The following is a 12,431-nucleotide window of genomic DNA, read 5'->3' on the forward strand; positions in this document are numbered from 1 at the left end:
CATACGACCAAAGTGGTTGCTGTCAAGTGTTTGCGGATCGTGGATGCTATGGTCAGAAAATCTGATGCAGGCCAGCAAAACATTTTGATTTTGGTCAGCTCTCTGTCCTTCTAGACTATGCTGATCTTATCTGGAGGACGTGGAAAAGCCGTTTGGGTCCACATCAGCAACGGAGGCGATTGTTTTTATGCAGGCAAAGAATTCAGAAGACGCATACGGGTGGGTGGCAATCCTGCTGCATTGGCTGGTGGCCGTCACCATTATCGGCCTGTTTGCCCTGGGCTTCTGGATGGTCGATCTCTCTTATTATGATCCCTGGTACCGACAGGGGCCGGACATCCACCGCAGCGTGGGTATTCTCCTGTTCATGGCGATGGTGCTCAGACTGGTCTGGCGGCTGTTAAGCCCGCCGCCCAGGCCTTTGCCCAATCACCAGCGCTGGGAGGTGGTTTCTGCTCACCTGGCGCATGTGGCGCTGTATCTGTTGATCTTTGTCGCCATGATCAGTGGCTATCTGATTTCAACGGCTGACGGCTCTGCGATCCATGTGTTCGGCTGGTTTCAGGTGCCATCGGTGACAGGCCAGGTGAAAGGCCTCGAAGATACGGCGGGAGCCATCCATTACTGGAGCACCTGGGCGATTGTCGTCCTGGCCGGCGTTCATGCGCTGGGGGCGTTGAAGCATCACTTGATCGACCGGGACAGTACGCTTCGCAGAATGCTTGGGTTGGCCTGACAGTTCCGGGACAGCTAACTCTCTTAACTCAACGCAAAACAGACTCAAAAGGAGTGATTAATGAAGAAGATTCTTCTGGCTTCAGCCATTTCAGCCGCGATGGTTGCCTCTGTGCAGGCAAACGAGCACAGCGGTACTTACGCCTTCGATACCCAGGGCACGCACCAGTTCGTAACCTTCAAGATTTCCCATCTGGGCTACAGCTGGCTGTACGGTCGATTCAACGATTTTGATGGTGAGTTCACCTACGATGCGGACAATCCCGAAAACAGCTCTGTATCAGTAACGATCGATACCTCCAGCGTTGACAGCAACCATGCCGAGCGCGACAAGCATTTGCGCAGCGAAGACTTCCTGTACGTGAGTGAGTTCCCGGAAGCGACGTTCAAGAGCAAGCGCGTAGTGGTTGACGAGGCCGGTGAGGCGGACATCATTGGTGATCTGACTCTGCGTGGCGTTACCCGGGAAATCACCCTGGATGCTGAGCTGGTTGGCCACGGTGAAGACCCCTGGGGAGGCTATCGCATGGGTTTTGAGGCTGAAACCGAGTTGCGCCTGAAGGATTTCGGCATTCCCATGGATCTTGGCAAAGCCTCCGAAACCGTGGAAATCGAAATCTCGGTAGAAGGCATTCGCCAGTAATCGGATCCTTCCGGCGATGACGCGGCGGTCCGGTTAAACCCGGAACCGCCCTGTCTGTTGTTCCAGCTCCCTGACATAGCTCTCCAGCGATTTGGCAATGCCATCGATGGCTTTGGACCGATCGGCACTGGCCGCAGCCAGATCATTGATATCAGTAATGCTCCGGTTAATTTCATCTACCACCTGAGTCTGCTCTTCGGTGGCGGACGCCACACTGGTGTTGACGTCGGTGATACTGGAGATCGCTTCCAGAATGGCCTGGAGTTCCTGTTCCGCTTCCGTTGCCAGCCGTTCGGTTTCGGTGGCCTCCTTGCTGCCGGTCTCCATCACGCTCACGACGTCCGAAACACCGGTCTGCAGTGCGGTTATCATGGTCTGAATATCTTCTGTCGACTGGCCGGTGCGTTGCGCCAGAGTACGGACTTCATCCGCCACCACGGCGAACCCACGGCCTTGCTCACCGGCCCGGGCAGCCTCAATGGCGGCGTTCAGAGCCAGCAGGTTGGTCTGCTCGGCAATGCCGCGAATGACATCCAGCACCGAAGTAATGTTGTCGGAATCCGCAGAAAGTTTGCGGATAACCTCAACCGCTTTGGAAATCTGGGCGGCCAGGCGGTGCACCTGTTTCGACGAGTTGCGGATGATCTGGGCGCTGTTGTTCCCCTTGGTTTCCGCTTCGCGAGTGATCTCTGCGGCGCGGGAGGCGTTCCCGGCTACTTCTTCAATCGCACTCTGCATTTCGTTGATAGCGGTGGCCACCATGGAAATGGAGTCGGTCTGGCGGGTCACACCATCGTTGTTGTCCCGGGCGGCAGTGGCCAGCTCGGTGGCACCCGCACCGAGATCGCGACTCAGATTCTGAATGGACCCGATCATGCCCTGCAGGTTTTCCAGTACCTGGTTGAAACTTCTGGCCAATTTGCCGAGATCATCCTCGACCGTTACCGGAACCCGCTGAGTCAGGTCGCCTTCGCCCTGGGCAATGTTGTCGAGCTGATCCCGGAGGGCGCTGATCGAAGAGATGATCAGTTTCATGAATACAAAGAACAACGCAATGGCGATAATGATGGCAATCACGGTGATCGCAAGAACGGTGGCCGAACTGGAAGTGCCTTCGGCGGAGGCTTCAGCGGAACGTTGTTGAGCCTGCTCGTCAGCGTGAGCACCGGCGTTGTCGTAATAATCCCGGAGTTGGTCAAACAATGGGGCTGTTTCTGTGGCAGCGAGACTCCGGGCTTGTTCCGGATTGCCGTTTGAGGCCAGCTCCATCACCCTCCGAGCGGATTGTTCCCAGCGATCAAATGCCCCTTCGAATCCGTCGCTGACATCCGAAATGCCCGTTCCTGCAAGGCGTTGAGAGCTTTCCAGGAAGCGCTGCCTGGCTTGCTCGGTGTTTTCATTGGAATCCTCCAGAGCTCCGGAGGTGTCTTCATTGTTGAAGGCCTGGTCCAGCAGTGTCATTTGGGCCACCAGTGCCTGATAGAGATCGCGGTCACCATTGAGGATCTGGCTGACCGAAGGCAGGTAGGTGGCGGCTATGTCGTCGGTATCGGAAACCAGATTACGTGCCGTCAGAACGCTGAAGACACCGACGATGACCAAGGCAAGCGCCGTGATGGCAAAAGGAAGTGCGATTTTGGTGCGTAATCCGAGTTTCTTCAGAGCGGTCATCTAACCCCCCAGGCTTCGACGTTAATGTCTTATCCAAAGCGTAGCAGGGGGGGCAGATTTGTCACATTTGAGATGCCAGGCCCTTGATATGGGTCAGGATTTGCCGACGGTTTCGGCGGATGAAGGTTCGTCAGTCTGTTCACAGGCACGGCAAAGATGCCGTTGACGGAGGAACTGGGCGGCGAAAATAACGGCCCATATCAGTACCCCCGCCCAGATATAGGGCTCGGGAACCTGGAAGGTACCACTGATGGCAAACTCCACCAGGAGCATCAGGGCAACGGCCAGAACCGCATTGACCATGGCCGTAACCATGGCTTGCCCGCAGGCTTTGAGATTGGGTTTCATAGGTTTCCGCTTGTTCAGAGAGTAAACGGCGTTCTAATCACTGTGGCGAGAATACGGCTCACCTTACAGAGTCTCCATGCGGGAATTCCGCTATTGGAAATTGGTGTATCGGGGCTGGCGTCCATATAATGTGCGCCACAACATTGATAGGCATCCAAGGCAAAGAGGCGTCCATGCCAGAGTTTCAGACAACGGATGAAGGTTTCGAGCGGGTATCACTCCGGGACTACACCGAGAAGGCGTACCTGGACTATTCCATGTATGTCATTCTGGACCGGGCTCTGCCCAACGTAGGGGACGGGCTCAAGCCCGTACAGCGGCGGATTGTATACGCCATGTCGGAGCTGGGGCTGAAGTCCACCTCCAAGTACAAGAAATCGGCTCGTACCGTGGGTGATGTGCTTGGTAAGTTCCACCCGCACGGCGACAGTGCCTGTTACGAGGCCATGGTGCTCATGGCCCAGCCGTTTTCTTACCGCTACCCGCTGGTAGACGGGCAGGGTAACTGGGGGTCTCCGGATGATCCCAAATCCTTTGCCGCCATGCGATATACCGAATCGCGGCTGGCACCCTTTGCGGAAGTGCTGCTCAGTGAGCTCGGGCAGGGAACCGTGGATTGGGTGCCAAACTTTGATGGCACCATGGAAGAACCCTCGGTGCTTCCGGCCCGGCTTCCGCACGTGCTGCTCAACGGTACCACGGGTATTGCCGTTGGTATGGCGACGGATATTCCACCCCATAATGTTCGGGAAGTTACAGCCGCCTGTATTCGTTTGCTGGATCAGCCCGATGCGTCCGTAGATGAGCTGTGTGAGCACATCAAGGGGCCGGATTTCCCAACCAGGGCTGAAATCATCACTCCCCGCAAAGACTTGCGCCAGATGTACGAGACCGGGCGAGGTTCGCTGCGGATGCGCGCACGCTGGATGCGCGAGAATGGCGAAGTGGTGATCACTGATTTGCCCCACCAGGTCTCCGGAAACCGGGTGCTGGAGCAGATTGCCCAGCAGATGCAGACCAAGAAGCTGCCCATGGTGGCAGACCTGCGCGATGAATCGGATCATGAAAATCCGACCCGTCTGGTGATTGTGCCCCGCTCCAATCGGGTTGATCTGGACGGGCTGATGGCTCACTTGTTTGCCAGTACCGATCTGGAGAAGACCTATCGGGTCAACATCAACGTGATTGGCAACGATGGCCGGCCAGGCGTAAAAGGCTTGTACACCATTCTGACCGAGTGGCTGGCATTCCGGAAAACAACGGTAACACGCCGTTTGCAGCATCGCCTGGACAAGGTGCTGGCCCGGCTGCATCTTCTGGAAGGCTTGTTGATTGCCTACCTCAATATTGATGAGGTAATCGAGATTATCCGCACCGAAGACAAGCCCAAGGCCGAACTGATGGCGCGCTTTGGTTTGTCGGCGGAGCAGGCCGAGGCCATTCTGGAGCTGAAACTCCGGCATTTGGCCAAGCTCGAAGAAATGAAAATTCGCGGCGAACAGGATGAGCTCTCCGCCGAGCGCGATGAGCTGCAGGCCATTCTGGGCTCAGAAGATCGGCTTCGCGAACTGATCAAGACCGAACTCGAGCAGGATGCCGAGACCTTTGGTGATGACCGCCGTTCGCCGATTGTCGAGCGGGAGGAAGCCCGCGCCTTCAGCGAAACCGATCTGGTATCCAACGATCCGGTGACGGTGGTGCTGTCCGATAAGGGTTGGGTTCGCGCGGCCAAGGGTCACGACATTGACCCCGCTGGTCTCAGCTACAAGTCTGGCGACCGTTTTGCCCTGGCGGCGAAGGGGCGCAACAACCAGCAGGCGATTTTCCTGGATTCCACCGGCCGGGCCTATTCATTAATGGCCCACAGTCTGCCGTCTGCCAGGGGGCAGGGCGAGCCCCTGACCGGGCGGATCAATCCCCCCTCCGGAGCTACTTTCTCCGGTTTGTTGATGGGTAATCCCGAGCGTAAGACACTGCTGGTCACCGACGGTGGCTATGGTTTCGTCACGTCGCTGAACGACATGATCAGCAAGAATCGCGCGGGCAAGGCCGTGGTCAGCGTACCCAAAGGCGCCAGAATCATGCCACCGGTAATGATTCCGGAAACGGCATCGACCCTGTACCTGGCGGCCATATCCAATGAGGGCCGCATGCTGGTGTTCCCGCTCAGCGAGCTGCCGGAGCTGGCCAAGGGTAAAGGTAACAAGATCATCAGTATTCCCTCCGCCCAGGTGCAGAATCGCGAAGAATACGTGGTTGCTGTCGCCGTGTTCGGTGAAGAGGATCAGTTGGAAGTGAAAGCGGGCAAGCGCAAGCTTGGCCTGCGGTTTGGCGATCTTGAGCACTATCTGGGTGAGCGGGGCCGTCGTGGTCACAAGCTGCCACGGGGCCTGCAGCGTGTGGATGGTATTGATGTGATTCCTTCGGCTGCGCGGGCCGAGGAAGAAGCCCAGAGCGGGGAGAATACAGACAGTGAGTGAGCTGGTGCTGGTAAACGTATCGGGCCGGGACAAACCCGGCCTGACCTCGGAAATCACCGGAATCATGGGGCGTTACGATGTCCGCATTCTGGATATAGGCCAGGCGGTCATTCATGACCATCTGACCTGGGGCATTCTGATCGAGATCCCGGATGAGTCAAAATCCTCTCCGGTAATCCGGGATTTGCTGTTCCGGCTGCACGCGCTGGATCTGCAGGTGCATTTTGCGCCGATTACCGAGCAGGAATATCAGGCCTGGGCTGAGGGCCGCAACCGGGCCTGTTACATCGTGACCCTGCTTTCCCGCGACATCAAGGCTGAGCAGATCGCCAGGGTGTCGGCGATTACGGCGCGTCATGGCCTGAACATTGACAATATTACCCGGCTGTCGGCAAGGCCGTCGCTGAACACCTCGGAAAACCGTATTGCCTGTGTCGAGTTCTCGGTAAGGGGGACGCCCTCGGATCTTGAACAGCTTCGGGCCGATTTCCTGCACATTGCCGGCGAGATGAATGTGGATATCGCCTTCCAGGAAGATTCGATCTTCCGACGCAACCGCAGGCTGGTGGTGTTCGATATGGACTCCACGCTGATTGAAGCTGAGGTGATCGATGAGCTGGCCCATGAAGCGGGAGTCGGTGAGCAGGTCGCTGAGATCACCGAGCGTGCCATGCAGGGTGAGCTGGATTTCAGTCAGAGCTTTGCCGAGCGCCTGGCCCTGTTGAAGGGGCTGGACGAGTCGGTGCTTGAAGGGATCGCCAACCGACTGCGAATGACCGAAGGGGCCGAGCACCTGATTCGCAGTCTGAAGGCGCTGGGCTATCGGACCGCTATCCTGTCTGGCGGCTTCACCTATTTTGCTCGTCATCTTCAGGGTAAGCTGGGCATTGACTATATCTACGCCAACGAGCTGGAGATTATCGACGGCAAAGTAACCGGTGAGGTGAAAGGTCAGATTGTAGATGGTAAGCGAAAGGCGGAGTTGTTGCTGGAAATAGCTGAGAAAGAGCACATTTCCCGGGAACAGGTGATTGCCGTTGGGGACGGCGCCAATGATCTGCCAATGCTCAGTCAGGCGGGCCTGGGAGTTGCTTTCCGGGCCAAGCCACTGGTCAAGGAGTCGGCACGCCACTCCATCTCTACCTTAGGGTTGGATGCCATCCTGTACCTGATCGGGTTCCGGGAAAGCGAGACCAATCAAACGCTTCAGAATACCCACCTCTGAAACCAAAAAGGGCGAGAATGATCTCGCCCTTTTTGGTTAAGCGGCCGTTGATCAGTTGTCGCCGAAGTCGTAGTTCATCTCCGGTACCGGCGCCTGCAGGTAGTAGCCCTGAATGTAGTTCACGCCTGCCTGCCAGAGCGTCGCAAGAACGCCGGCGTTTTCCACCAGCGGGATGATGGTCAGCTTGCCGGCATTCTGCAGGCTCTTGACCATTTCCTTGACCTGCTCTTTGGCCTCGTCACTCTTCTGAATCTCTTCCGTGAACGAACCATCAATCTTCACGTAATCCGCCTCAATGTGCTTGAGGGTGTTGAACGGATTGAGTGCGCAGCCGAACTGGGAAATGGATACCTTGCTGTGCAGTTCGTGCACCGCCTTGGTGAAGTCCTTGGCCTGCTTCATGTAGTTGTTGGCATCGCCTTCGCGGATCTGGAAGATCAGCGAATCTCCCGGCAAGCGGGCAGCTTTGAGGGCAACGCTGAGCCAGGGCGTGAAGGTCTTGTCCTGCAGCGTCTCGGCTGTGATGTTCAGGAACAGGCGAGTGTCGTGGCCCCTTGAGCGGTGGCTCGATAGCTGCTTGATGGTTTGCAGGATAACCCAGCGGTCGATCTTGATGGCGGTATCGCTGGGTCCCATCGGCGGCAGGAAGTCATACGGCGAGACTTCTTCGTTGTCTTTGTTGAGCATCCGGACAAAGGCCTCGTAATGCTCCTCACCCTCACCGCGCAGGTTGATGATGGGCTGGAACAGCAGCCGGAAACGGTTATCGTCCAGAGCCTTGAGAATGGCCTCCACCGAGTTGGTTTCATCAAGGCTCTCGTATTCAGCCGGGTTATAGACCAGGATGCCGTTGCCACGCTCGTGGCCTTCCTGTTTTTTCACATCGGCCGAGGCAGTATGGGCCCGGCCCATGAGTTCTTCGGCCTTTGGTGAGTTTTCCGTGATCGCGGCGATACCGATGGACACGGTCAGCGGAACTGTCCGGCCGTTGATGTCGAACAAGTGGTCCTCGACCGCTTTGCGGATGCGCTCGCACAGACTTTCCATGCTGGCTTCATCACAGGGCAGACACATGACGCAGAAGGCATCGTCGCTCAGGCGGGCCAGGGTGACCTCGTCGCCGGCCTGTTCCCGAAGCAGGGTGGCGAGATCGCCCAACAACAGATCCGCGCCGGAGATGCCGACCTGGCTCTTCATGCTCAGGAAATTATCCAGGGCAATGTAGGCAAGGGCGCCGGTCTTGTTGTCCTTGCCAGCCGTGGCGATAGCCTGGGCCAGGGCATCCATCAGGTACTGACGGTTGTACAGGCCGGTCAGCAAATCCTGGCTGCTGATCTGTTTCAGCTTTTCCTCCAGCTCGGCATCGCTGTGTTCCGGTTGCAGAACGATCTGGGTGCAGGCCTCTCCGTCGTATGTGGCTGCGGACACCGACATGGTGACATTCAATTCGTGGTCGTCACTGCGGCGCGCGGTGCAGTTCAGAGTCATGCCATCTTTGCGCTCTTCGGCGAACGCTTTCATGAACTCCTTGTATTTCTCCTGGCTTTCCGGCGTAAGGGTATCGAGCACCGGAATACAAATCAGCTCGTCGATGTCGTCGTAGCCCAGGAATTCCATGTAGGACTGGTTGGCATAGATGTGCATGCCATCGTTGATGTAGGCAATGGCATCCTTGGAACTTTCCAGCAGCAACTGGCATCGCTGCTCGGCCTCACGCAGATGAGATTCCAGTACCCGGCGTTTGCGACGTTCCTCAAGAGCTGCCAGCTCCCGCTTGACCACCAGAACGAGCTGGTCGGTGTACTGAAAGGGCACGGCATCCTGGGCACCGGCACGGATGATGTTGACGGTACGCTCGCGGATGTATTCCTCGGTCAGCAGAACGAAGGGGATGTCCTTGTCCATGCGCTTGACCATGGCCAGAGCATCGTCTGCCCCGAATTCCTGTTCCAGGTCGCGTGCCAACAGCAAGTCCCAGTTGGAGGTCTTGAGCGCTTCTTCCAGATCTTCTTCCGAGGTAATCCGGTGAGCGCGGGTAGCCTTGCCGGAGTTGCGGAGCAAGCTGACCATGGATTCCGCATCGTTTTGTGATGGGTCAAGAATCAGCAGGTGTACGGTCGTGTTTTTCTTCTGCATTCGTCAGACGTCTCGTGGTGCCGGATATTCACGGATGAATGATGCAGGGGTTGGCCAGCAATAACAACCCTGGCCATGCCGGCAGTTGACGGGCCGCACTATTTAAAGCGACGGCCACAGTGAGTCAAATTCGTCTTCCGTAGTGCCTGGCGTTGATGGGGGAGCACCACGGCCGGCAGTTGGGGTGATGGGATTCTGGAGTTTCAGTTCGAACTGGCTGATGCTGCCAGTGGCCGAGACCTTTTTCAGTAGCTGTCCCTGGTCTTCCCTGCCATCTTGCAGCAGCGAGATCCGGCTGCCGGTCTGGAACGGCAGTCGCGGGGTAATCAGTGTCGCGGCCTGATTGACTACGCTGATTTCGGGCAGCAGCAGGCCCCTGAGGTACTCGCTGCTGTTGCCGACTTTCTGGATAAGTCGCACGGCACAGGGCGCGGCGCTCGGCGCCAGTAGCTCAATGCCCACCTGAGTGCCCTGGTTGCGGATCTGGCGCAGCCAGCGCACAACGGCAATGCTCCAGGGGTGCGAGCTCTGTTCTCGTACGCCCAGAATTTCACCGGCCTGGAGTGACGCCGGGACATTACTCTCCCAAGCTACGCAGTAGCCGCCGGGGCTGGTATTGACCAGTAGTGCATGGTGCGATCGCGGCCGGTTTTTGTCCTGGCTGCCGGAGGGCTGATGACTGCCACCACTGGTGCGGAAGTTGATCGGGGCATCGGCAGAATGCAGCCGGTCTTCGTTCGGGCCGGCATCGTGTGCGCCGGACCAGGCATCTGCCTTGCGATTGGCATTCCGGATAAACAGGTTATCGGATTCGAGATGACTGCTTTCGTTGCCATCCAGGAACTCCGAGAACGCTTTCTGGCCGGCTACGAAGTAGTGCGCAGCGGTGAGACCTACGCACACTTCCAGCGTGCCCTGGCTGGCGATGCGGTTAAAGTTGCGCTTGGCCAGAATGCCGAGTGCCTGGCTCAGGTGCGTAAGTAAGGTATCGCTCACCGTGGAGGGAATCTTGAGAGCTTCGCCTCCATGGCCGTCTTGGCGCCTGGCGTGCAGGGTCTCTGCCAGCAGGGTGGACAGATCGCGGGTGTCGAAGCTGAAGCTTTCATTGCCCGGTGTATTTTCGAGCAGGCTGCGGTAGACCGGCGGATTGTCTTTTTCCATATTGATGACGAACAGGCTGTCGGGGCCCAGGTCCGGGGCACACTGGCAGTGCTCGGTCCAGGATTCGAACAGATCATACACCTGTGTCAATTCGGCCTGACGCAGTTGGTTAGGCCGCGCACAGCCGAGCAGAAGAATACGTTTGTAGCTGTCGACAACCGTACTGGCTCGTCGGTGCGTGAGGGTGTCGTCATCCACCTCCATGTTGGCCAGTTTGTTCCGGTGCGCAAAACGGAACATGCGATGGCATTCCAGCCAGCTGCTGGCCGGGCTCGGACAATACAGTTGATGGGACCGAAGTATGGTGGCGGCCAGCTCCGACATTGCCCTATGGATTGCCGTGGCAATTTGGCGCCGGTGTTTGTCTACTCCGCCATTGTCGACGTATTCCAGCAGACAAAGCTTGTACCCGGCGGCCAGATGCAGCTGAAGTGCCTGGGTCAGATTGGCAATCTTTCGCTGCTTTTCAGGCAGCGCGATGGCGAGCCCGAGGAAGTGTCGCGATAGCTCATTACAGACAAAATGAATCTTGTCCCGCACGATTTCCAGAAATTGCAGGCGCTGGAGCGGCGACAGGAACAGATGGTTCAGCTCAATGATCGCGTGATATAGCTGACGAGATGCCTCACCGGTATTGGCCATCGGCAACTGATCCGCCCAGGCGCGAAAGGCCTTGGGGCTGGTGTCGCAAAACGACAGGCTGGCTGTTTTCTGTTCAGGAACCTTGAGCTCTGGTTTCAGGATCTTACCATCCATGTTCTCACGCCAATGTCGGGACCGCGGTAGTTGTAACTCAGCGAAAACGCCGAAAATACAGGTCGTTATTGTTTATGGATCTTGCACTTTAAGATAGCAAAGCAACGACAAAAAGCGAGAAAATCACGAGTTGACAATCTTTGACAAGTGAAAATAGGCCATCTTTTGCGACAGGTCTCACGAGCCCAGGTCCAGCGGGGTCTTGCTGGCGCGGCCGGGAAGCTCCCGAACCAGCTTTGGAACCAGGAAGCCGGGCAGATTTTCCAGCATTTCGTTAACTATCCGGATGGCGTCGGTGTCACTCACGGAGAAGTGCCGGGCACCGGAGACGGGATCAAAGGCGTGCAGGTAATAGGGCATAACCCCCGCTTCGAACAGCGTCTCGCTCAAGGCTGAGAGTGTGGCGCTGCTATTGTTGACACCTCTGAGGATTACGCTCTGGTTCAGCAGGGTAACCCCGGCCTCGCTCAGACGTCGGAATGCCTGGCGGGTGGCCTGGTCGATTTCTGCCGGGTGATTCACGTGCACCACCAGGACCTTTTGCAGTCGGGTTCGGGACAGCCAGTCAATCAGGCTGTCGCATACCCGCTGTGGTATCACCACGGGCAGGCGGGAATGAATGCGCAACCGGCGAAGATGGGGGATGTCACCAAGCAGTTCGGCCCATTGCGAGAGCAGGCGGTCGTTCACTGCCAGTGGGTCGCCACCACTGAAAATCACTTCGTTGATTTCCGGGCTGGCGGACAGGCTGTCGATGACCTGGCGTCGGTCTTCCGGCCCAAGACGGTGATCGCCGTAGGGAAAATGCCGACGAAAACAGTAGCGGCAATTGATAGCGCATTGTCCCGTGATCATGAGCAAGGCACGGCTGGTGTATTTGCGAATCAGGCCGGTGGTCTGGATGGCCGACGCCTCTTCCAGCGGGTCCGATACGAAATCGGGATGAACCTCCGTCTCCTGGGCGACAGGAAGTACTTGCCGCAGCAAGGGGTCATCCGGGTTGCCTGGCTCAATCCGTGCCAGGTAGGGCTCGGGCACCCGGATCGGAAACAGTCTGTGGCCGCAGGCGGCGCCTCTGTACCAGTCCTCCGGAGCGAGCCCCAGACGTTCCAGCAGTTGTTCCGGCGTAGTGACCGATTGGCTCAGTATCTGTTGCCAGTCCGGTGTGTTGCCTGGTTCAACCCGGACATCGGGTGGATGGCTGGCATCGCGGGCTTCTATACGGGCGGGGGTTCGCTGTATCATAGCGACCTTTGAAATTTTAACGACAGTCTGT

Annotated in this window: 9 protein-coding genes; 4 read left to right on the plus strand and 5 right to left on the minus strand. The window is 57.4% G+C overall.

What is annotated here, in order from left to right; translation table 11 throughout:
• The first annotated feature begins 187 nt into the window (after positions 1 to 187).
• Positions 188 to 736, plus strand: coding sequence for a cytochrome b (locus ACSSVV_RS10790; protein WP_011786236.1), 549 nt, complete (start codon positions 188 to 190; stop codon positions 734 to 736).
• Positions 737 to 796: 60 nt separating this feature from the next.
• Positions 797 to 1,378: a YceI family protein gene (locus ACSSVV_RS10795; RefSeq protein WP_011786235.1), complete on the plus strand. Its 582-nt coding sequence runs from the start codon at positions 797 to 799 to the stop codon at positions 1,376 to 1,378.
• 33 nt (positions 1,379 to 1,411) lie between these two features.
• Here ACSSVV_RS10795 and ACSSVV_RS10800 read toward each other — a convergent pair whose 3' ends face one another.
• Both ACSSVV_RS10800 and ACSSVV_RS10805 read right to left on the minus strand, forming a co-directional pair.
• Positions 1,412 to 3,049 carry a methyl-accepting chemotaxis protein gene (locus ACSSVV_RS10800; protein ID WP_022991421.1) on the minus strand — a complete coding sequence of 546 codons (1,638 nt, stop codon included), beginning with the start codon at positions 3,047 to 3,049 and terminating at the stop codon, positions 1,412 to 1,414.
• Between the two features lie 93 nt (positions 3,050 to 3,142).
• Complete coding sequence (locus ACSSVV_RS10805; protein ID WP_011786233.1) at positions 3,143 to 3,397, minus strand: hypothetical protein; 255 nt, start codon at positions 3,395 to 3,397, stop codon at positions 3,143 to 3,145.
• Between the two features lie 173 nt (positions 3,398 to 3,570).
• Between ACSSVV_RS10805 and parC the strand changes: the two genes are divergently transcribed.
• Together parC and serB are read left to right on the plus strand one after the other, a co-directional pair.
• Positions 3,571 to 5,877, plus strand: coding sequence for a DNA topoisomerase IV subunit A (gene parC / locus ACSSVV_RS10810; RefSeq protein WP_454106224.1), 2,307 nt, complete (start codon positions 3,571 to 3,573; stop codon positions 5,875 to 5,877).
• Positions 5,870 to 7,102: a phosphoserine phosphatase SerB gene (serB, locus tag ACSSVV_RS10815; protein ID WP_113879993.1), complete on the plus strand. Its 1,233-nt coding sequence runs from the start codon at positions 5,870 to 5,872 to the stop codon at positions 7,100 to 7,102. Before parC ends, serB begins: the two co-directional genes overlap by 8 nt.
• A 51-nt stretch (positions 7,103 to 7,153) precedes the next feature.
• Here serB and ACSSVV_RS10820 read toward each other — a convergent pair whose 3' ends face one another.
• From ACSSVV_RS10820 to epmB, 3 genes are all read right to left on the minus strand, one after another.
• A complete protein-coding gene (locus ACSSVV_RS10820) occupies positions 7,154 to 9,238 on the minus strand; it encodes an EAL domain-containing protein (protein ID WP_454106225.1) in 2,085 nt (694 codons plus the stop codon).
• A gap of 102 nt (positions 9,239 to 9,340) precedes the next feature.
• Positions 9,341 to 11,155 (minus strand): hypothetical protein, encoded by a 1,815-nt coding sequence (locus tag ACSSVV_RS10825; protein ID WP_011786229.1) that lies wholly within the window; start codon positions 11,153 to 11,155, stop codon positions 9,341 to 9,343.
• 177 nt (positions 11,156 to 11,332) lie between these two features.
• A complete protein-coding gene (gene epmB, locus ACSSVV_RS10830) occupies positions 11,333 to 12,400 on the minus strand; it encodes an EF-P beta-lysylation protein EpmB (RefSeq protein WP_454106226.1) in 1,068 nt (355 codons plus the stop codon).
• Positions 12,401 to 12,431 lie beyond the last annotated feature (31 nt).

This window comes from Marinobacter sp. MBR-105 (genome assembly GCF_053628895.1).

Bases quoted from the DNA above. Each gene is read 5' to 3' on its own strand.
- ACSSVV_RS10795 (WP_011786235.1), top strand. From the start codon at position 797: ATGAAGAAGATTCTTCTGGCTTCAGCCATTTCAGCCGCGATGGTTGCC.
- ACSSVV_RS10790 (WP_011786236.1), top strand. From the start codon at position 188: ATGCAGGCAAAGAATTCAGAAGACGCATACGGGTGGGTGGCAATCCTG.
- ACSSVV_RS10820 (WP_454106225.1), bottom strand. From the start codon at position 9,238: ATGCAGAAGAAAAACACGACCGTACACCTGCTGATTCTTGACCCATCA.
- epmB (WP_454106226.1), bottom strand. From the start codon at position 12,400: ATGATACAGCGAACCCCCGCCCGTATAGAAGCCCGCGATGCCAGCCAT.
- ACSSVV_RS10805 (WP_011786233.1), bottom strand. From the start codon at position 3,397: ATGAAACCCAATCTCAAAGCCTGCGGGCAAGCCATGGTTACGGCCATG.
- ACSSVV_RS10800 (WP_022991421.1), bottom strand. From the start codon at position 3,049: ATGACCGCTCTGAAGAAACTCGGATTACGCACCAAAATCGCACTTCCT.
- ACSSVV_RS10825 (WP_011786229.1), bottom strand. From the start codon at position 11,155: ATGGATGGTAAGATCCTGAAACCAGAGCTCAAGGTTCCTGAACAGAAA.
- parC (WP_454106224.1), top strand. From the start codon at position 3,571: ATGCCAGAGTTTCAGACAACGGATGAAGGTTTCGAGCGGGTATCACTC.